Raw genomic sequence first — 20,668 nt, 5'->3', positions numbered from 1 at the left:
GTCAGGAGGAGTAGCATGACTGCCAGGTGCTGGCCCCGGATGCGGTGGCGGATGCCAACGGGCATCGCGGTCACCGCGTGGCGGCCCGGCAGCGCCCCCAAGCCCGTACGAGTTCGCGAGGAGGTCCGGTGACAACGAGCGCGACCCTGGCGGCCGGCTTGGCCGTCATCGCACCGACGGCGGATGGCGGCGGCTTCGAGCCGCCCTCACTCGACGACTTCTATCCCGAGGCCTTCGCCCTGGCGGGAACGCCCTTCGAGCTGAACCGGGTCATGCTGGTGCGCATCATCATGACGCTGCTGCTGGTGACTGTGTTCGGCGTCGGTGCCGCACGCGCCCGGGTCGTCCCGGGGCGCATGCAGAACGTCCTGGAGATGCTCCTGGAGTTCGTGCGCAAGAACATCGCGGTGGAGATTCTCGGTGAGAAGTACGGCGCGCGTTACGCGCCGGTCATCACCACGATCTTCCTGGGCGTGTTCTTCCTGAACATCTCCGGCATCCTCCCCGGCCTGCAGATCGCCTCAACCGGTGTGGTCGGCATGCCGCTGGTGTTCGCGCTGGTGGCCTACATCGCCTTCGTCTACGCGGGTGTGCGCGCCAATGGCGCGGGCAGGTTCGTCAAGGGCTCGCTCATTCCGAGCGGGGTGCCCGGCTTCCTCTACCCCCTGATCATTCCGGTGGAGTTCCTGTCCACCTTCGTCCTGCGGCCGCTGACGCTGACCGTCCGTCTCATGGCGAACATGATCTCGGGGCACCTGCTGCTGTCGCTGTGCTTCCTGGCCACCAACGCGCTGTTCGTCTACGCGGCGGCGCAGCTGAAGGTACTGGGTACGATCACGTTCGCGGCGGGTGTCGTATTCATCCTGTTCGAGGCCTTCGTCGCCGCCCTCCAGGCCTACATCTTCGCGCTGCTCAGCGCGGTGTACATCGAGTCCTCGGTGCACATGCACTGACCCCAACCCACAACTACGTTTCGGCACCCATCAACACGAGGAGAAACCACATGGGAATCACCGGTTCCATCGCGACGATCGGATACGCACTGGCCACCGTCGGACCGGCCCTCGGCATCGGCATGGTCGTGGCCAAGACCCAGGAGTCCACGGCGCGCCAGCCGGAGGTCGCGGGCGTCCTGCGCACCAACATGTTCATCGGCGCGGCGCTGATTGAGGCTCTCGGTCTGCTCGGCTTCGCCGCCGGCTTCGTATTCAGCTGATGGTCGTGGCCAACATGTCAGTCGGTGCCGTAGTGGCGGCAGAGGCCGGGGCCCCGGAGGGGATCTTCCTGTTCGTGCCCCACCTGGCCGACCTGGTGTGGGGCACGCTCTGCTTCCTGCTCATCGCCGTCGTCCTGGTCAAGTACGCCCTGCCGCGCTTCAACGCGGTGCTCGATGAGCGCACGGCGAAGATCGAGGAGGGCCTGGCGCTGACGGAGAAGGCCAAGGAGGAGCAGTCCGACGCCGAGGCGCGGGCCACCCGGCTGGTGGAGGAAGCTCGTCTGGAGGCCGCCAAGATCCGTGAGCGGGCCCAGGCGGAGGCGGACAAGATAATCGCCGACGCCCGCGCCGAGGCCGCGGGGGAGGCAGGACGTGCCATGGAGGCGGCCGAACGGCAGATCCAGGCGGACAAGCAGGCCGCGCAGATCTCGCTGCGCTCCGACATCGGCCTGCTGGCCACCGACCTTGCCGAGAAGCTCGTCGGCGAGCACCTGGCCGACGCCGAGCTGTCCGGTCGCGTGATCGACCGCTTCCTCGACGAGCTGGAGCGAACGCCGGTCAGCCCGGCCTGGGCCGCGCGAGCGGAGACGGTCCGGTGAAAGCCGGCACCTCCGCCACCCGCGCGCTCACAGCGGAGGCCTGGGCGCCCGTCCTGGCCGCCGCCGGGGCGCAGGGACAGCAGCTGGGTGAGCAGATCCTGGCCGTCGCCCACGAGATCGCCGCGAACCCGTTGCGCGGCCCCCTGACCGATCCCAACCGGGAGCCGGAGGACAAGGCCGCTCTCGCCCGCCGCCTGTTCACCGGCCGGGCCGATGCGCGTGTCGTTGAACTGCTGCAGGGCATGGTGCGCGGCCGCTGGTCGCGCGCAGTTGACCTGATCAGTGCGCTGCACGACCTGGGCATTCAGGCGATCCTCGCCGGCGCCCAGGCCGGCGGCACCCTCGACGACGTCGAGCAGGAGGTCTTCGCCGTCGCCCGCGAGGTCGCCGCCAACCGGGAGATCCGGCAGGCGCTCGAGCCGGCCCGGCGCACCAGCACCGAGGCCCGGGTGCGCCTGGCACATCGCCTGTTCGCCTCGCGCATCTCCCACCCGGCCATGACCCTGGTGGTCTGGTGCGTGCGCCACCAGCCGGAGGTCGCCGTCGGCGGGGTGCCCTACAACCTGCGGCGAGTCACCGAGCTGGCCGCAGCCATGCAGAACCGGGTGATCGCCGACGTCGTCACCGCCGTCCCGCTGACGAAGGCGCAGCAGGCCCGCCTGCGTGCGATCCTGATCCGGCGGCTGGGATTCGACGTGGAACTCAACCTTGAGGTCGACCCAGAGGTCATCGGCGGCGTCCGGGTAATGGTGCGCGACCTCGTCATGGACTCCACCGTGCGCCACTCACTCGCGGAGCTGCGCAGCTCCCTCACCGGATGATGCGGCCCGCGCGCCACACACAAGCCAGAAGAACCGCTGCGAGAATCGCAGCAAGCCACAGCGAATGGAGACGACAGATGGCTGACATGACCATCGCGGCGGAGGACGTGCGCTCCGCCCTGGAGGAGTTCGTCGACTCCTACCGGCCGGCACAGGTGGCCGCCGACGAGATCGGGCACGTGGTCTTCGCCGCCGACGGCATCGCCCACGTGGAGGGCCTGCCCGGGGCCATGGCCAACGAGCTGCTCACCTTCGAGGACGGCACCGCCGGGCTCGCTATGAACCTGGACGAGCGGCAGATCGGCGTGGTCATCCTGGGCGACTACTCCGGGATCGACGAGGGACAGGTCGTGCACCGCACCGGCGAGGTCCTGTCGGTTCCGGTCGGAGACGGCTTCCTCGGCCGCGTCGTCGACCCGCTGGGGCGGCCCATCGACGGGCTCGGCGAGATCGCCTCCGAGGGCCGCCGCGCCCTGGAGCTGCAGGCGCCCGGCGTCATGGCCCGCAAGTCCGTGCACGAGCCGCTGCAGACGGGGCTGAAGGCGATCGACTCCATGATCCCGATCGGCCGCGGCCAGCGCCAGCTGATCATCGGCGACCGCAAGACCGGCAAGACCGCCATCGCCCTGGACACGATCCTGAACCAGAAGGCCGCCTGGGAGACCGGCGACCCGAGCCGGCAGGTCCGCTGCATCTACGTGGCCACCGGCCAGAAGGGCTCCACCATTGCCTCGGTGCGCGCAACCCTGGAGGAGCGCGGCGCCCTGGAGTACACCACGATCGTCGCCTCCCCGGCCTCCGACCCGGCCGGGTTCAAGTACCTGTCCCCGTACACCGGATCCGCCATCGGCCAGCACTGGATGTACGGCGGCAAGCACGTGCTCATCGTCTTCGACGACCTGTCCAAGCAGGCGGAGGCCTACCGTGCCGTGTCCCTGCTGCTGCGCCGTCCGCCGGGCCGCGAGGCCTACCCCGGTGACGTCTTCTACCTCCACTCCCGGCTGCTGGAGCGGTGCGCCAAGCTGTCCGACGAGCTGGGGGCCGGGTCCATGACCGGGTTGCCGATCATTGAGACGAAGGCCAACGACGTCTCCGCCTACATCCCCACCAACGTCATCTCCATCACCGACGGGCAGATCTTCCTGCAGTCCGACCTGTTCAACGCCGACCAGCGCCCCGCCGTCGACGTGGGCATCTCGGTCTCCCGCGTCGGCGGAGACGCCCAGATCAAGGCCATGAAGAAGGTCGCCGGCACGCTCAAGATCACGCTGGCCCAGTACCGGTCCATGCAGGCCTTCGCCATGTTCGCCTCCGACCTGGACGCCGCCACCCGCCAGCAGCTGACCCGCGGCGAGCGGCTGATGGAGCTGCTCAAGCAGCCGCAGTTCACCCCCTACCCGGTCGAGGAGCAGGTCGCCAGCGTGTGGGCGGGCACCAACGGGTACCTCGACGACCTCGATGTCGCCGACGTGCTGCCCTTCGAGCGCAGCCTCCTGGACCACCTGCGGCGCAACACTTCCATCCTGGCCACCATCCGGGACACCGGGCGCCTGGAGGAGGACACCGAGGAGGCGCTGCGCCAGGCCGTGGAGTCCTTCCGCACCACCTACCTGGCCGGTGGGCGCATGCTCTCCGGCGAGGTCGAGGCGCTTGAGGAAGAGGTGCCGGCGGAGCACACCGCCGAGCAGATCGTGGTCAAGAGGGGCTGACCGACGTGGCAGGGAACCAGCGCATCTACAAGCAGCGGATCAGGTCCACCCAGACGCTGCAGAAGGTCTTCCGGGCCATGGAGCTGATCGCCTCCTCCCGGATCGGTTCCGCACGCAACAACGCCCAGGAGGCCGGCCCCTACGACCACGCCCTGAGCCAGGCCGTCGCCGCCGTCGGCTCCCACGCCGCCCTGGACCACCCGCTCACCCGGGAGCGGGAGGACACGGACCGGGTGGCCGTGCTCGTGCTCACCTCCGACCGGGGCATGGCCGGCGCCTACTCGGCCACCATCCTGAGGGAGACCGAACGGCTGGTCGAACAGCTGGTGGAGGCCGGCAAGGAGCCGGTCCTGTTCACCTACGGACGGCGGGCGAGTGCCTACTTCGCCTTCCGGGGCCGCCCGGTGGAGTTCTCCTGGACCGGCGAGTCCGACCGCCCCAGCGACGCCTCGATCGAGGAGGTCGCCACCGTCATGCTGGACTACTTCCTGTCCAGCCCAGAGGCCGGTGGCGTGGCCGAGGTGCACATCGTCTTCACGCGCTTCGTGTCCATGGTCTCGCAGGTGCCCGAGGTGCGCCGCATGCTGCCGCTGACCGTCGTCGACGTCGACGGGCCCGGTGAGCTCAACCGTGAGGACCTGGCCGCCGACGTCGAGCGGGTCCGGGCCGAGCGGACCGGCGCCCAGCCCCTGTACGAGTTCTCCCCGAGCGCCGACGCCGTCCTGGACGCCCTGCTCACCCGCTACGTGCGCAGCCGCATCCGCAACGCCCTGCTGCAGGCCGCCGCCTCCGAGCTGGCCAGCCGGCAGCAGGCGATGCACACGGCCACCTCCAACGCCGAGGACCTCATCGCCACCTACACCCGCCTGGCCAATGCCGCCCGCCAGGGCGACATCACCCAGGAGATCACCGAGATCGTCTCGGGCGCCGACGCCCTGGGCTCCCAATAGCGCCCGGCCCGCCCCGACAGCCCCAACCACCGCCCCACAGCTGCTGGCAGAACGGATACGGAAGAATCGCATCATGACTGACACGACCACCCAAGGGACCACCCCAGCCATCGGGCACGTCACCCGGATCATCGGCGCCGTCGTCGACGTCGAGTTCCCGCCGGACGCGATCCCGGCGATGTACAACGCGCTGAAGGTCACCGTGAACGCCACCGGCGAGGGCGACCAGGCCCACGAGATCACGCTCGAGGTGGCGCAGCACCTGGGCGACAACATCGTGCGCGCCGTCTCGCTCAAGCCCACCGACGGGCTCGTGCGCGGCAGCGAGGTACGTGACACCGGCGCCCCCATCTCCGTGCCCGTCGGGGACGTCACCCTCGGGCACGTCTTCAACGTCACCGGTGAGGTGCTCAACCTCAAGCAGGGCGAGCGCCTGGAGGTGGGCGAGCGCTGGCCCATCCACCGCCAGCCGCCGACCTTCGAGCAGCTGGAGCCGAAGGAGCAGATGTTCGAGACCGGCATCAAGGTCATCGACCTGCTCACCCCCTACGTGCAGGGCGGCAAGATCGGCCTGTTCGGCGGTGCCGGCGTCGGCAAGACCGTCCTGATCCAGGAGATGATCCAGCGGGTCGCCCAGAACCACGGCGGTGTGTCCGTGTTCGCCGGGGTCGGCGAGCGCACCCGTGAGGGCAACGACCTGATCGGGGAGATGGAGGAGGCCGGCGTCTTCGACAAGACCGCGCTGGTGTTCGGGCAGATGGACGAGCCGCCGGGCACCCGCCTGCGGGTGGCACTGAGCGCGCTGACCATGGCGGAGTACTTCCGCGACGTGCAGCACCAGGACGTGCTGCTGTTCATCGACAACATCTTCCGCTTCACCCAGGCGGGCTCCGAGGTCTCCACGCTGCTGGGACGGATGCCCTCCGCCGTCGGCTACCAGCCGAACCTGGCCGATGAGATGGGCCAGCTGCAGGAGCGCATCACCTCCGCCGGCGGTCACTCCATCACCTCCCTGCAGGCGATCTACGTGCCCGCCGACGACTACACCGACCCCGCCCCGGCCACCACCTTCGCTCACCTGGACGCCACCACGGAGCTGTCCCGCGACATCGCCTCCCGCGGCATCTACCCGGCGGTGGACCCGCTGGCCTCCACCTCCCGGCTGCTCGCCCCCCAGTACGTGGGGCAGGAGCACTACGACGTCGCCACCCGCGTGAAGTCCATCCTGCAGAAGAACAAGGAGCTGCAGGACATCATCGCGATCCTCGGGGTTGACGAGCTCTCCGAGGAGGACAAGGTGACCGTGGGGCGGGCGCGGCGCATCGAGCAGTTCCTGTCCCAGAACACCTACATGGCGGAGAAGTTCACGGGCGTGCCCGGGTCCACGGTGCCGCTGGCGGAGACTGTCGAGGCCTTCCGCCGCATAACCGAGGGCGACTACGACCACCTGCCCGAGCAGGCCTTCTTCAACATCGGCGGCATTGAGGACCTCGAGCGCCGCGCGGCAGAAATGGCGGACGCCTGACATGCCCGGCGACCGCACCCTCCAGGTGGAGGTGGTCTCCCGTTACGGGGGCGAGGCCTGGGCCGGCGCAGCCACCCGGGTCTCGGTTCCGCTGCCCGACGGCGAGCTCGGCGTGCTGCCCGGGCGGCAGCCGATCCTGGCGGTGCTCGGGCGCGGCAGTGTACGCATCGCCCCGATTGACGGCGACGAGGTGAGCATGCCGGTGGCGGGCGGTTTCTGCTCTGTCGACGGCGACGTGGTGACCGTGGCGGCCGACGCCGTCGGCACGGAGGTAACTGACTCCACCGTCGCCGTGAGCGACGTTATTGCGGAGACCATCGTCATTCCCGGCGTGGGTATACGGGACTGAGGGAGGAGATTCCGGTGTGGGAACTGGTCGTCGCCGTAGCGATCGTGGTCATTGCCCTCACCGGAGGATTCCTGTTGCGGCTGCGTTTTCTGGCCGGACGGGTGGGCTCCTTCGAGTGTGCCCTGCGTCCGGCCGGCAGCGCACGCTGGATCAGTGGCATCGCGGTCTTCGGCGACGACGACCTGGAGTGGCACCGGCTGGTGTCCTTCGGGCTGCGTCGTCGCCGCCGCTTTCGGCGTGACGACCTTGAGCTGGGCCCGGTGCACCGCCGCGGCCAGGGCGGGCACGTGGTGGATGTTCCGTGCCGCTACCGCGGCGAGCGCTTCGAGCTGGCGATGGTGGAGGACTCGCACTCCGCGCTGGTCGCCTGGATCGAGTCCGCCGCCCCCTCCCAGCCCACCCTCTTCTAGCCCCAAGTCCCTCGCCGAGATCGGTAGACGTTACGTGCCGAGGTCGGTAGTTATAACCACCGAGGTCGGTAGATACAACCACCGAGGTCGGTAGTTATAACCACCGAGATCGGTAGACGTTACGTGCCGAGGTCGGTAGTTATAACCACCGAGGTCGGTTGATGTGGTTGGTGGGGATACCAGCATGGTTCGTGAGCGGGTGTGGCGGCGCCCGTCTGACTGACTGACCGATTGACATGTTTTGGTCAGGCAGTCAGAATTGGTTGCGGCGTACCCCGCGCCCCGACCGCTGAATGGAAGCGCCATGATTCTCTGGCTCGACGACGCCGAAGCCTCCAACGGCTCGCTGACGGGCGGCAAGGGTGCCTCCTTGGCGCGGTGTCGGCGGCTCGGTCTGCCCGTCCCCGACGGCTTCTGTGTCACCACCGAGGCATTCCTAGCCGCCACTCGGTCGGACGCAGTTGATGGGCAGACGAATAGCATGCTCCCACTTCCTCCCGGGTGTGAGTCCGCCCTGCTCGACGCCTATGACCGGCTGGGACGGCCCGCAGTCGCGGTGCGCTCCTCGGGCACCGATGAGGACGGCCGCGAAACCAGCCTGGCCGGGCAGCACGACACTGTCCTGGGCGTGTCGGGCGCGGCTGCACTGCTCGACGCCGTGCGTACCTGCTGGGCATCCGCCTTCAACGAGCGGGCCGCCGAGTACCGCCGTCGCCGGGGGGTCGCGGAAGCGGCACCGATCGCCGTCGTCGTCCAGCGGATGGTAGAGCCCACCGTTTCCGGCGTGCTATTCACCCGCGACCCGGTCGCCGGGGCGGCGGATACGGCGGTGGTGAGTGCCTCGTACGGGCTCGGGGAGAGCGTGGTCTCCGGGCTCGTGGTGCCCGATGTCTTCAGGCTGAGTGCCAGCCCGCCGCGAATCGTCAGCCGAACCCTGGGGTCCAAGGAGACTCGGATGGACCAGGGCCCGCAGGGCGTCGTCACCACTCGGGTCCCTGTGGCCGACCGCAACCGACTGTGCCTCGACGACGATCAGCTGCTCCGTCTGCTGGAGGTCGGTAGGCGCCTGGAGGAGTACTACGGATGCGCGCAGGACATCGAGTGGGCGCTGTGCGACGGCGAGGTCGTGCTCCTCCAGGCCAGGCCGGTGACCGCCTTCGCCGGCCGGGTCGGCTCCGCCGCACCGCGATCCATGCGCGCCCGCGCGGAGGAACTGATCCGGGCGGACGTGGCTGAGCACCTGCCCTGCCCCTACCCCCTAGACCTGCGCGCCGCGCACCGGCTCGTCGAGGCCGTAGCGGCGCTGCTGTCCCGCGCCGGGTTCAATCCTCCCGCCCCGGAGGCACTGCTTCAAGGCGACGCCGACGGCGTCATACGCCTGCACGCGTCCCTGCCGCCGCAGAGGCTGTGGAGGCTCACGCGCCTGCCCGCCGTCGTCGGGCGCAGCCTGCGCCATGATCCCGGGCGTTGGCCCCAGGAGGAGGCCGCCATCCGCAGAAGCCTTACTCGTCTCACCCGGTGCATCGATCGATGCACCGAAGCGGATTCGGCAACGCTCCTCCGACTTCTGGATGAAACGGTCGACGCCGCCGCCCACGTCCTGCACGACCGCTACCGCAACTACCTCGTGCCTCTCACCGTGAACCGGGCGGTCACCATGCGGCTGACGGCGATGGCAGGCCTGGGAGACGGCGTGCAGGAGGAGGACCTCTACCGGGATCTGTCTTACGTGACCGCGGCGGCTAACGCCGGGATCGCGCGCCTGGCCGAGCGGGTGCACGCACTCGGGCTGGAGCGCAGGCTGCTTCGGGACGGGCCGGAGCCTTTCCTGGACGAGCTTGACGCCGCGCCTGCGGGACACCGGTTTCACGCCGAGCTGCACCAGTTCCTCGATGACTACGGTGCTCGCGCCGGATCGCCCTACCTGGCGTTCTCCGCCAGGTCATGGCGCGAGCGTCCCGAGGACCTGATCGGACTCATTGCGGCACAACTGCGTGGTATGAGCGCCTCGGCCCGCGAGCGGACGGAGATTGAGCCCCGGAACAGGCCCGCCGTGCTGCAGGACGTGGCGGCCCGGTTGCCTGCGCCGCTGCGCCGCCGCTGGTACCGGTCCGTGGCGCGACAGCGCGCCCTGCACGTCGGACGGGAGGGCACCCTGTACCTGATTGAGGAGTTCTTCTTCCAGGCCCGCCGGGTCATGGCTGAGATCGCCGGCAGGCTGGTGGCCGGCGGCGTGCTGGAGCAGGCGGAGGATGTGGTTTTGCTCTACGACGCCGAGGTGCGTCGGGCGCTGACCCTTACCGCGGAGGTGGAACTGACGAGCCTGGTCGACCGACGCAAGAACGCCCGCGCGCGGGCCCGGGAGGCCTGGAGGCGCAGTTGCGGCGCAACAGAGGCGGCTGGGTCGGTCGACTCCCGACCCGCAGAAGGACTGGTGCTGCGCGGACTTCCGTCCGCCGTCGGCCGGGCCCGCGGACGGGCACGGGTGATCCTAGGGCCGCGGGACTTCGGGCGCCTGAGTGCCGGGGAGGTGCTGGTGTGCCCGTTCACCGACCCGTCGTGGACGCCGCTGTTCTCCCTGGCCGCCGGCGTCGTCGCCGATGCGGGCGGGCCGCTGTCGCACGCCGCGATCATCGCCCGGGAGTACGGCATACCCGCAGTGCTCGGAGCCGACGGCGCCACCGCGCGGATTCGCGACGGCGAACCGATCGAGGTGGACGGTTCGGCCGGCGTCGTCACGCTGCTGATGCCGGAAATGAGTGGCCCGTCTGTGATGGCTGACGAATCGATGGGAGATGCCAATGGCGATCTCGGCTGACGGCGAGTGGACAGTACTGGGGCGGCGGGCTCGGGTCCTGTTCGCCCCGGAGAACTTCAACGTCGCCGAGGTGACTCGGGGAGTCGCAATCGCCCGGCGCCTGCCGCCCGACGTTGAATGTGTGTTCGCCGGGTACTCCGACCGCAATCGGGAGATCATTGAGGAGGCCGGGTTCGAGTACCGTCTCCTGAGCCCCCGCCTCGATGACGCTGATGCGCGGGCGCTTCTCGCCCTGGATCAGGGACGCGCACTGCGCAACCCCTTCACCGACGAGCTGCTCGCCGGCAGGGTCGCCTCCGAGCGGTCGCTCATACGCGATCTCCGTCCGTCTGCGGTCGTCATAGGTGCCACGCTCAGCCAGTTCATCTCCGCTCGGGCCGAAGGAGTCCCGCTGGTATTCGTCCGTCCCTTCGCCTACTCCCTGGCCCACCTGCAGGCGGTGCGCGACTCATCCGCCACGGGCGTCCTCGCGCGCACCACCCCCGCGCGGCAGACCGTTGACGATCTTGTCGCGCGCGCCTTGACGAGGCTGAACCGACATGTTCGCCCGCCGGGTTCGTTCCGGCGGATCGCCAAGGCCAATGGGGTCCATCTTGATAAGGATCTGGTCCGCTTCTTTACCGCGGACCTCAACCTGATCACCACCGCGGCGCATCTGCTTCCGTCCTGGGTTGACATGCCGCCCGGTCATCGGGTGGTCGGGCCGGTCTATGCCAGTCTGCCCGGGCCAGTTCCCCCGCTGGTGAACGAGTTGGCATCCCGTGGTGAACCGGTTGTCTACTTCGCGGTGGGATCGTCTGGCGGACGGGAACTGGTACTCGACGTGCTGCCTCGCCTGGCACATGCGCCCTGCCAGATTCTCGCCCCCGTCCGGGAGCACTTGAATCCGCGCGACCTGGCGGGACTGCCTGCGAATGTCCACGTGACCGGGCGCCTGCCCGCGGACCGCCTCGGCGGCGCCGTCGACCTGGCCATCACCCACGGCGGGGAGGGGACCGTGCAGACCAGCAGTGTGCAGGGGTGGCCCTTCATTGGCATCCCGCTTCAGTTCGAGCAGCGCTTCAACATCCAGCGCTGCGTCGATTACGGCTCGGCGGTCATGGCTCGACGCCGGGAGGCGGCCGACGTCGATTGGCCTGCGCTCGTGGTCGACGCGCTCAATGGCCGGCGCCTGCGCGCGCGGGCCGAACGGATGGCGCTCGAGCTGCGGTCGATTGATGGGCCGGCCGCCGCCGCGGCTGCGATCACCGAGCTGATCTCGGACGGCTGGAGTCATTGACCGCAATATGATGCTCCCATGCGCAAGCCTGGGCACGCCCCCAGGGCGGTAGCCGCCTCCGCCCTCCCGGAGCGGATCCTTACCGCCGCCGCGGAACTGGTCGCCATACACGGTCCCCAGAAGACCACCGTTGCCGAGATCGCCCGGGCGGCCGGCGTCGGCAAGGGGACGGCATACCTGTACTGGCCCAGCAAGGAGGAGCTGCTGCTGGCCCTGCTCGCCCACGAGACCGCGGCGTGGATCGGCTCCGTGCGCGCGGAGGTGGTGCGTGATCCCGAGCGGTTGCGCCTGTCGCGCCTGGCGGTGCTGCTGCTGGACTCGTGGCGGCACGAACTGGTCGAGCTCATTGCCTCAGACGTGTTCATGCGGCGAGTTCTTGCGGCGCACCGGGATTCTCGAGAGCTCCTGGAACGTTCCATGCCGATGGAGTTGTGCCTGCGTGTGCTACCCCTGCTGCGCCGAGAGGGGCTCATGCGCGACGACGCCGAGATGGATGCGCACGAACAGGCCTACGTGTTCAATGCGGTGATGACCGGCTTCGTCGTCGGCAAGGTGACGGAGCGCGCTGACGCTACGGCGATCGACCCGGCCGCCGCGTTGGCCCGCACAATCCGTCTGCTGCTGGAGCCCGACACCGCCCCAACCAAATCCCAGTGTGAACGACTGCTGCCCGAGGTACTCGAAGTGGTCGATCGGGCCGTAGCCAATCTGGAAGAGATGACGTACGGCGCAGCGGCGCCCGAGCGGAAGGGGCGCGCACGAGGATAGGGAGGGTCCCTCAGACCCCCTGTGGCGCGGCCTGCCTCGGCCCTGCCCCGAGGGCGCGCCGAGGCGGACAATCGCTTTCATGAGCACAAAACCTCCCGTCACTGTCCTGCTCGGCGCCGGAGCCATCGGCACCGCCATCGCCCGGCGCGTCACCAACGGCGGTCACGTCGTCGTCGCCGACCTGCGGCTCGAGAATGCGCAGAAGGTCTGCGAGCAGCTGCTCGACGCCGGCTACAGCGCCGAGGCGACGACGACGGACCTGGCCGACCCCGCCTCCATCCGGGCCTTGGCGGAGCATGCCGCCTCGCTCGGGCCGGTCAGCCGGGTGATCCTCGCCGGAGGAGTCTCGCCGTCGCAGGCCGACATTCCCACCATCCTGCGGGTGGACCTGTACGGCTTTGCCGTCGCCCTGGAGGAGTTCGGCAAGGTGATCGCCCCGGGCGGCTCCGGCGTCGTCATCTCCAGCCAGTCCGGCTACCGCATGCCCGCGCTCACCCGTGAGCAGGACGCCCTGCTGGCGACCACCCCCGCGGGTGAGCTGCTCGACCTGCCGCTGCTCGCCGACGGCGCCATCACCTCCACGCTGCACGCATACCAGATGTCCAAGCGGGCCAACGGCCTGCGGGTGCGGGCGAACGCCGTCACCTGGGGCGAGCGCGGCGCGCGTATCAATGCGATCAGTCCCGGCATCGTCATCACGCCGCTGGCGCGCGACGAGCTCGAGGGGCCGCGCGGCGCCGGCTACCGCAAGCAGCTCGAGCTCTCCCCGGCCGGGCGCGCCGGCACGCCCGATGAGATCGCCGCGCTGGCCGGATTCCTCATGGGGCCGGAGGCCGGGTACATCAACGGCACGGACGTGCTGGCCGACGGCGGTGTCACGGCCTCCTGGTACTACGGGCCGCTGTCCGCGGGCGGGGCGAACTGACTGAGCCGGATGCGCCGCGTCATATCTACCGACCTCGGTACGTAACTTCTACCGATCTCGGTACGTAACTTCTACCGATCTCGGTACGTAACTTCTACCGATCTCGGTACGTAAGATCTACCGACCTCGGTGGAGGGGTGCGGGTGCGGGCGCGGGTTGCGGGTAGGCTGCCGGGGTGCGCGTCGTCATCGCTTCCTGCTCCGTGGACTACTCCGGCCGCCTGGACGCCCACCTGCCCCGGGCCACCCGCCTGATCATGGTCAAGGCCGACGGCTCGGTACTGGTCCACTCCGACGGCGGCTCCTACAAGCCACTGAACTGGATGAGCCCGCCCGCCCGCCTGGCGGAGGTCGCCCCGGATGAGGAGGACGCCGAGGCCGGCGTCACCGTCCGCTGGGAGGTGACCGCCGCCAAGAGCGACGACCGCCTGGTCATCCGCCTATTCGAGATCGTCTCGGACACCAGCGTGGAGCTTGGCGTCGACCCCGGGCTGACCAAGGACGGGGTCGAGGCCCACCTCCAGGAGCTGCTCGCCGAGCAGGTGGAGGTGCTCGGCCCCGGCTTCCGCCTGGTGCGCCGCGAGTACCCCACCCCCATCGGCCCGGTCGACCTGCTCGTGCGCGACGCGGCCGGTGCCGCGGTGGCGGTGGAGGTCAAGCGCGTGGGCGGCATCGACGGCGTCGAGCAGCTGACCCGCTACCTGGACATGCTTGACCGCGACCCGCTGCTCACCCCGGTGCGCGGGGTCTTCGCCGCCCAGCAGATCAAGCCGCAGGCGCGCGTGCTGGCCGAGGACCGCGGTATTCGCTGCGTGGTGCTGGACTACGACGCCATGCGCGGCCTGGACGACCCCTCCTCCCGCCTGTTCTGAGGCGCGCCGCCGCCTCGGAGCCACTGAGCCGCGGCGGGCTGGGCAGTGCCGCTTTCGTGGCGCCGCGCCGGCCCGGGGCGCGCCCGCATAAGCCGTCCGGCACACCGAATAGCATCTGCTCATGCCCGCCACCCGCACCGCAGCCCCGCGCGAGATGTCCTATCTGCGCATCCTCGCCCAGGGGCTCGTCCCCGCCACCACCGCCCCCGACGTCGTCGAGGCGGTGCGCCGCCAACTCGCTGTGCAGGGGCAGCAGCCCTCCGCCGTCCCGCACGCGCTGATTCTGCGGGCCGACGGCGCCACGGGCTCGGCCGTCGACGCCGCCTTCGCCTCCGGGCGCCTGGTGCGCTCCTGGCCGATGCGCGGCACCATCCACATCACCACCGCCGCCGACCACCACTGGCTGCGCGAGGCACTCATGCACCGCTCGGACGCCTGGACACGACAGACCGAGGCGCGCCTGGGGCTTGACGGCGCCGTCCTGGGGCGCGCCGCCGATGCCGCGTTGGGGCTCATCGGCAGGGAGGGACCGGTGGCCCGTGCCCGGCTGATCAGGGCCTGGCAGGAGGCCGGCCTGCTCGATTCCGACCCCGCCGACGGCGGCTCCTGGCGGCGGCGGCACCTGCTGGTGCGTCTGCAGCGTGAGGGCCTGCTGGTGCAGGGGCCCCGGCGCGGTAACGAGCACCTGATCATGGACGCCCGCGACCTGCCCGGCGCTGATGCCGGCCCCGGCGGCAGCGGGGGAGCCGCGCACGGAACCGCCGGGCACCGCGCGGCGCTCGCGGAGATCGCCCGCCGCTACGCCACCAGCCACGGGCCGGTCAGCGCCGCCGACCTCGCCCGCTGGACCACACTCCCGCAGGCCGAGGCCACCCGGGCGCTGGAGGACGCCGTCGAGATCACGAACGCCGCCGACTACCCGACGGACCCGAATGCGGCCCGGGTGCCGCTGGTGCGCGCACGCGCCGCGGGCGGGCTGCAGGGGAGCGTGCGACTGCTCGGCGCCGATGCGGGGCCCGGGCGCGACGTCCTCTACCTGCGCGCCGACCTGCCCGAGCTGCTGGAGGGCAGTCGGCGCGCCGTCGCCCGCACCCTGTTCCTGCCCTCCTTCGACGAGCTGCATGTGGGCTACAAGGACCGCCTGTGCCTGACCGACGCGGCCGGGGAGCGGCTGATCTGCCCGGCGAGCAACGGCATGTTCCGCCCGCTGCTGGTGGATCGCGGACGGGTGGTGGCCGTGCGGCCCGTGGGGGAGGGACTGCTGTGGGCCGACGGGGCCCGCCGCTCGGCCCGGCTGGAGCAGTCCGTGGAGCGGGCGGTGCGGCGCATCGAGCGCCGGCTCAGCCGCTGAGTGCCGCGGATGCGGCGGTCTCATCCCCACCAGCTCCACGGGACAGCAGACGTCTGATGTCTGCGTGGTTAATGCGATAGACTCGCGGCATGAGCAATGCCGCCATGCCCGCAGGTTCCTCGTCGGCCTCCTCGGTGCCGGGCCCGGTACCGGCCCCCGCTGGTGCCGCTGAGTCCGCTGAGTCCGTGCCGCGTGAGGCGGGTCCGGGTGCCCCCTTGGCTCTGCGCGGGCGCGTGGTCACTCCGCTGCAGATCATCGACGACGGCGTCGTCGTCATTGCTGCGCGCCACCTGGTCTGGGTGGGGCCGGCGGCCGAGGCGGCGCGGGCCGGCTGGGCGGATCTGCTCGCCACTGCTCGCAGTGCCCCGGAGGGCGGCTATCTGCTGCCCGGCCTGGTGGACGTCCACTGCCACGGTGGCGGTGGGGAGTCCTTCCCCAATGCCACCACGCCCGAGCAGGCGATGACCGCCGTCCGCGAGCACCGTCGGCACGGCACCACCAGCCTGGTCGCCTCCTGCGTCACCGCCGCCTCGGAGGTGCTCAAGGCGCGCACGCGGGTGCTCGCCGACCTGTGCGACGCCGGTGAGCTGGCTGGGATCCACTTCGAGGGGCCCTTCGTCTCCGTCGAGCGCTGCGGCGCCCAGGACCCCACCTACATCATCGACCCCGACGCCGCCCTGACCCGGGAGCTGCTCGAGCTGGGCCGCGGGCATGTGGCCACTATGACCATCGCCCCCGAGATGCCGCACATCACCGGCGACGACGGCGTGGTCGCCGCGCTGATCGACGGCGGCGCGCTGCCCTCCTTCGGGCACACCGACTCCGAAGCCGGCCCCGTGCGCGCCGGCCTGGCCGACGCCTCGGCGCGTATAGCCGCCCGCCTTGAGGCCGGGGAGCCGGTCCGCTCCGCCCGTGCCACCGCCACCCACCTGTTCAACGGGATGCGGCCCATGCACCACCGTGAGCCCGGACCCGTCCCGGAGTTCCTGGCCGCGGCCGCCGGCGGGGAGTGCGTCGTGGAGCTGATAGGCGACGGCGTCCACCTGGACCCCGCCATCGTGCGCGACATGTTCGAGACGCTGGGGCGGGAGAACGTCGTGCTGGTCACCGACGCGCTCGCCGCCGCCGGCGTGCCCGACGGCGACTACGTGCTCGGCTCCCAGGCCGTCACGGTCCGCGGCGGCGTGGCCCGCCTGACCGAGGGCGGGGCGCTGGCCGGCAGCACCGCGCACCTGCTCGACGTGGTGCGCACCACCTGGCGCGGCGGGGTGGACCTGGTCGACGCCGTCTTCGCCGCCTCCTGCCAGGGCGCCGAGATCCTCGGCGACGACTCCATCGGCGCGCTGGAGCCCGGGCTGTGGGCCGACGTCGTGGTCACCGACGCCGACCTGAACCCGGTCACGGTCTTCTGCCGCGGTGAGGTGGTGGAAGGCGCCGCCTGATCTGGCGCGCCCAGGGCGTCGAACCGGCGAGTCAGGGGTGCGGGAAGGTGAGTGACTCGCCGTCGGCGGGAACGAAGAGCCGGTCGGTGAAGCCTGAGGCGGCGGCGGTCTGCCGCAACTGCGCCTTCGACGTGCCCCAGTGGTTGACGGCCTCCATGTGGACCGCGACGATCGCCGCCGCGGGCGCCGCCCGGCTGATCAGCGCCACCTCCGCGTCGTCCAGCACCAGGCGTCCCAACGGGATGCGGTTGCCGCCGGCGTTGGCCACGACCACCTCCGGGGAGAAGTCCCGCAGAGCCTCCTCCACGCCGGTGAACCAGACCGTGTCACTGGTGAAGTAGACGGTCGGCTCCCCCTCCGCGCGCAGTACGACTCCCATGGTGGCGGCGGTGCCGGTTACATCCACGATGAGCGGTACCAGCTCCGGGGCGTCGTAGTGCTGCCCCTCCACCCGGGTCAGCGTCACCTGCCCGAAGGCGGTCGTATTCTCCAGGATCCGTACGTCCGTGAATCCCTGGGCGGCGACGATATCGGCGTCGAACCGGTCCTGAACCAGGATCGGGGTGTGCTTGGGGATGGTCCGGGCGGCCTCGGGATCCCAGTGGTCGACATGGGAGTGAGTCACCAGTACGACGTCGACGCCGTCGAGGATCTCGGTGATCGGGAGCGGCAGGTCATGAAGCGGGTTGCGCTCGTCGCCGCGCAGGGAGGGGAAGGGCTCGAGCGCGCCCCGCTGGGAGAGCATCGGGTCGATGAGGAAGGTGGTGCCGCCGTAGGTCAGCTTGACGGTGGCGTTACGCAGTTGGAGGAGCTCCATCGGGTGCCCTTCTCGTGAGTCTCAGGGAGACCGGCGTCCCTGTGGGGCCGCCGATCCGAAGAGGATACTCCGTGCGCCTGAACGGCACTGGAAAGGATGAGCCGTTGCCGGCCGGCAGGCGTGCGGGCGCGCTCAGCCGGGCAGGCCCAGGAGCCTGCGGGTGTAGACCGCCTGCCCGGAGTGCTGGGCGGCGTCGTCGATAATCGAGGCGAGCCGCACCCCGCGGGTGACCGGCGGCGTCCAGGCGCGGTCGACGACGTCGTTCAGCGCCTGCGCCGACAGCGAGGCCAGGTACTCGCGGGCGAGGGTGTAGGCGGCGTCCAGGTAGTCGGTCAGGACCGTGAGGTCGTCCACGCGTACGAGCGCCGCCTGCTCGGGGGTGTGGCGCCAGTCCTCGGTGTCGTCCGGCAGGGGCAGGTTGAAGCGGTCCTTGAAGCCGGCGGCGGTCCACAGCATCTCGCTGCCAGCCAGGGCGGAGACCTGCATGTCGATCTCGCGGGCGGTGTGCCAGGCCAGCCAGGTGAGGGAGTCGATGCGCGGGGCGAGTTGCGGGGTGGGCTGGGTGTTCGCCTGCTTAGAGGTCACGCCGTCCAGGGCGCGGTCGAAGCGCTCCCGGGAGCGGTCCAGCGATGCCTTCAGAAGGTCGAGGTAGGCGTTGGCGGCGGGGGAGTCGGTGTGCTCGTTCATGCCCCCACGGTAGGCGCGGGGCGAGGCTGTGACTAGGGAGGAGGCGGAATACTGGAGGGCGACTGGCACTGGGCGGGGGCTCCGCTATAATATTATGTACGGTTAATTCTGTGGCGGATGCCGCCTACTCGTCCGTGCCGCCTGTCCCCACGCAGAGAGGCCTCTCCCGTGTACCTGCTGCTGCTCGCCATCATCTATCTGGCCTTCATCAGCCTCGGCCTTCCGGACTCACTCGTGGGCGCCGGCTGGCCGGTCATGCACGAGGACCTGGGGGTGCCGGTCTCCTACGCAGGTGGAATCACCTTCATCATCGCCGTCGGCACAATCGTCTCCTCGCTGGCCTCCGAGCGCCTCACTCGGCGCCTGGGCGCCGGTGTGGTCACGGCCGTGAGCGTCGCGGCGACGGCGGTGGCGCTGCTGGGATTCTCCACCGCCACGCAGTACTGGATGCTGTGCCTGTGGGCCATCCCCTACGGCCTGGGAGCGGGCGCCGTCGATGCGGCGCTGAACAACTACGTAGCTCTCCACTACACGGCGCGGCACATGAACTGGCTGCACAGCTTCTGGGGGGTGGGTGCGTCCATCAGCCCCTTCGTCATGAGCCTGGCCCTGTCCGCGGACGGCAACTGGCCGGCCGCCTACCGCGCGATCGGCCTACTGCAAATCGGGCTGACCGTCGTGCTGGTGGCCAGTGGGCCGCTGTGGCGACGCGTCGCGGCGATCCGGCCCGGAGAGGCTGCCCAGGAGGCGGTGAGTGCGGACCCCGCCGCGGCGGCTGAGGATCGGGCGGTGGAGTCGGCCGATGCCGGTGCGCACGCGCACGTGTCGCTGCTGGAAGCGCTGCGCATCCCGGGGGTCACCTCCGTGCTGCTGGCGTTCTTCGCATACTGCGCCTTCGAGCAGACGGCAATGCTGTGGGGCGCCACGTTCTTCGTGTCCGACCGCGGCTTCGGCGCCTCCTCGGCCGCATCCTTCGGCGCCTTGTTCGTGCTGGGCCTGACTGCGGGCCGGTTCCTGTGCGGCTTCTTCGCCGATCGCGTCGGTGACCGGGCGCTTATACGCGGCGGCTTCCTGCTGGGGGCCGTCGGTTCCCTGATCATCGCGCTGCCGCTGGGGCCGGTGTCCTTCGCCGGCTTCGCCCTGGCCGGGGTCGGGGCGGCACCGGTGTATCCGGCGATCATCCACTCCACGCCCGCCAACTTCGGGCGCCGCAACTCCCAGGCGATCATCGGCATCCAGATGGCTGCCGCCTATACGGGTACTACCGTCATGCCGCCGCTGTTCGGGGTCATCTCCAGCCGGGTCGGACTCTGGCTACTGCCCTTCTACCTGCTCGCCCTGGCCGCGCTGGGGCTGGCCATGACCGAGCGGCTCAACGGCATCAAACGCGCCTGACGCACAACCCCCTCGCCGCCGTTACGTACCGAGGTCGGTAGATCTTACGTACCGAAATCGGTAGTTGTTACGTACCGAGGTCGGTCGATATGACGGTGGGCCCGGTCAGCGCGGCGGCGGAAACTAGCGCCGTCGGTCCGGGGATGCGCCTAGGTCGTGTTGTGTGAGTCGTTTGTGGCGGTGGGTCGGTGCTGGTGATGTGGGTGCCTCCGGGTGGGCGGGCCTGTGTTCTCGGTGAGGATCGTTGTGCGCAGCCAGGGCCCACGGCGTTTCCGCGGTGTTGTGGGCCTGGTTGCCGGCAGCCGAAGGGGGAGGGCGGGTCTTGCGCCGCCCTGGTTGGACCGCTCACGCCCCGTTGGACCGCTCACTTCCCGTTGGACCGCTGTAAACGGCGGCTACGGCGGTCCAACGGGGGCACAGCGGTCCAACGGGGGAACAGAGGTCCAACGGGGGAACAAGCGGTCCAACTGGCAGGCTCGACGGCCGCGCGCAGCGTATAGCCGGGCTACTGCGGCGGGTCGGGACCGTGGCTGTATCCGGCATGTCACTGTCCGTGCGCTCACAGGCGCGACCTTCGCACGCCGCTTCCGCACCATCACGCTGGATGCCATCGATGACACCGGCCGCATGGCCGCCCTCCAGCCCTCTGTCATGGAAGGCTGGCCGCCTGCTGCTGGCGCCGGGGGGTCGACCGGGTGCTCATGGAACCCGCGGCGCAGCGCCTGGACCTCACCCG

At 70.3% G+C, this 20,668-nt stretch carries 19 protein-coding genes; 17 read left to right on the top strand and 2 right to left on the bottom strand.

Going from position 1 to position 20,668, the window contains the following annotated elements; all coding sequences use genetic code 11:
- The first annotated feature begins 128 nt into the window (after positions 1-128).
- The 16 genes from atpB to E4J16_RS10565 all read left to right on the top strand — a co-directional run bounded on the left by atpB (position 129) and on the right by E4J16_RS10565 (position 17,033).
- Positions 129-953, top strand: coding sequence for a F0F1 ATP synthase subunit A (gene atpB / locus E4J16_RS10640; protein WP_136313975.1), 825 nt, complete (start codon positions 129-131; stop codon positions 951-953).
- 56 nt (positions 954-1,009) lie between these two features.
- Positions 1,010-1,216, top strand: coding sequence for an ATP synthase F0 subunit C (gene atpE, locus E4J16_RS10635; RefSeq protein ID WP_136193469.1), 207 nt, complete (start codon positions 1,010-1,012; stop codon positions 1,214-1,216).
- Positions 1,217-1,230: 14 nt separating this feature from the next.
- Positions 1,231-1,815 carry a F0F1 ATP synthase subunit B gene (locus E4J16_RS10630; protein WP_187271329.1) on the top strand — a complete coding sequence of 195 codons (585 nt, stop codon included), beginning with the start codon at positions 1,231-1,233 and terminating at the stop codon, positions 1,813-1,815.
- Positions 1,812-2,636: a F0F1 ATP synthase subunit delta gene (locus tag E4J16_RS10625; RefSeq protein ID WP_136193339.1), complete on the top strand. Its 825-nt coding sequence runs from the start codon at positions 1,812-1,814 to the stop codon at positions 2,634-2,636. The genes E4J16_RS10630 and E4J16_RS10625 overlap by 4 nt, the downstream gene beginning before the upstream one ends.
- 77 nt (positions 2,637-2,713) lie before the next feature.
- Positions 2,714-4,345, top strand: a complete 1,632-nt coding sequence (gene atpA / locus E4J16_RS10620) for a F0F1 ATP synthase subunit alpha (protein ID WP_136193340.1) — start codon at positions 2,714-2,716, stop codon at positions 4,343-4,345.
- 5 nt (positions 4,346-4,350) lie between these two features.
- Positions 4,351-5,295: a F0F1 ATP synthase subunit gamma gene (locus E4J16_RS10615; protein ID WP_136193341.1), complete on the top strand. Its 945-nt coding sequence runs from the start codon at positions 4,351-4,353 to the stop codon at positions 5,293-5,295.
- Between the two features lie 73 nt (positions 5,296-5,368).
- Positions 5,369-6,820, top strand: coding sequence for a F0F1 ATP synthase subunit beta (gene atpD / locus E4J16_RS10610; RefSeq protein WP_136193342.1), 1,452 nt, complete (start codon positions 5,369-5,371; stop codon positions 6,818-6,820).
- 1 nt (position 6,821) lies between these two features.
- Positions 6,822-7,169 (top strand): F0F1 ATP synthase subunit delta/epsilon, encoded by a 348-nt coding sequence (locus E4J16_RS10605; protein WP_136313974.1) that lies wholly within the window; start codon positions 6,822-6,824, stop codon positions 7,167-7,169.
- Positions 7,170-7,183: 14 nt separating this feature from the next.
- Positions 7,184-7,579, top strand: a complete 396-nt coding sequence (locus E4J16_RS10600) for a DUF2550 family protein (RefSeq protein WP_240038117.1) — start codon at positions 7,184-7,186, stop codon at positions 7,577-7,579.
- Positions 7,580-7,883: 304 nt separating this feature from the next.
- The gene (locus E4J16_RS10595) at positions 7,884-10,397 is read left to right on the top strand and encodes a PEP/pyruvate-binding domain-containing protein (protein WP_136313972.1); all 2,514 of its coding nucleotides are present in this window, start codon (positions 7,884-7,886) and stop codon (positions 10,395-10,397) included.
- A complete protein-coding gene (locus tag E4J16_RS10590; protein WP_420809311.1) occupies positions 10,375-11,676 on the top strand; it encodes a glycosyltransferase in 1,302 nt (433 codons plus the stop codon). Before E4J16_RS10595 ends, E4J16_RS10590 begins: the two co-directional genes overlap by 23 nt.
- Positions 11,677-11,694: 18 nt before the next feature.
- Complete coding sequence (locus E4J16_RS10585) at positions 11,695-12,444, top strand: TetR/AcrR family transcriptional regulator (protein WP_136313970.1); 750 nt, start codon at positions 11,695-11,697, stop codon at positions 12,442-12,444.
- Positions 12,445-12,523: 79 nt separating this feature from the next.
- Positions 12,524-13,369, top strand: a complete 846-nt coding sequence (locus tag E4J16_RS10580) for an SDR family oxidoreductase (protein WP_136193348.1) — start codon at positions 12,524-12,526, stop codon at positions 13,367-13,369.
- Positions 13,370-13,544: 175 nt separating this feature from the next.
- Complete coding sequence (gene nucS, locus E4J16_RS10575) at positions 13,545-14,240, top strand: endonuclease NucS (RefSeq protein ID WP_136193349.1); 696 nt, start codon at positions 13,545-13,547, stop codon at positions 14,238-14,240.
- A gap of 121 nt (positions 14,241-14,361) precedes the next feature.
- Positions 14,362-15,591 (top strand): DNA glycosylase AlkZ-like family protein, encoded by a 1,230-nt coding sequence (locus tag E4J16_RS10570; RefSeq protein ID WP_136313969.1) that lies wholly within the window; start codon positions 14,362-14,364, stop codon positions 15,589-15,591.
- Positions 15,592-15,680: 89 nt separating this feature from the next.
- Positions 15,681-17,033: an N-acetylglucosamine-6-phosphate deacetylase gene (locus E4J16_RS10565; RefSeq protein WP_240038116.1), complete on the top strand. Its 1,353-nt coding sequence runs from the start codon at positions 15,681-15,683 to the stop codon at positions 17,031-17,033.
- Between the two features lie 31 nt (positions 17,034-17,064).
- Here the strand turns inward: E4J16_RS10565 and E4J16_RS10560 are convergent, their stop codons facing one another.
- Together E4J16_RS10560 and E4J16_RS10555 are read right to left on the bottom strand one after the other, a co-directional pair.
- A complete protein-coding gene (locus tag E4J16_RS10560) occupies positions 17,065-17,850 on the bottom strand; it encodes an MBL fold metallo-hydrolase (RefSeq protein WP_136313968.1) in 786 nt (261 codons plus the stop codon).
- 132 nt (positions 17,851-17,982) lie between these two features.
- Positions 17,983-18,537, bottom strand: a complete 555-nt coding sequence (locus tag E4J16_RS10555) for a mycothiol transferase (protein ID WP_136313967.1) — start codon at positions 18,535-18,537, stop codon at positions 17,983-17,985.
- 117 nt (positions 18,538-18,654) lie between these two features.
- Between E4J16_RS10555 and E4J16_RS10550 the strand changes: the two genes are divergently transcribed.
- Positions 18,655-19,932 (top strand): MFS transporter, encoded by a 1,278-nt coding sequence (locus tag E4J16_RS10550; RefSeq protein ID WP_240038115.1) that lies wholly within the window; start codon positions 18,655-18,657, stop codon positions 19,930-19,932.
- Positions 19,933-20,668: the final 736 nt, after the last annotated feature.

Origin of the sequence: Actinomyces procaprae (assembly GCF_004798665.1) — a bacterium.
Lineage (GTDB): Bacteria > Actinomycetota > Actinomycetes > Actinomycetales > Actinomycetaceae > Actinomyces > Actinomyces procaprae.
The sequence above is the reverse complement of the archived record's forward strand: the minus strand, read 5'-3'. Positions and strand labels throughout refer to the sequence as shown.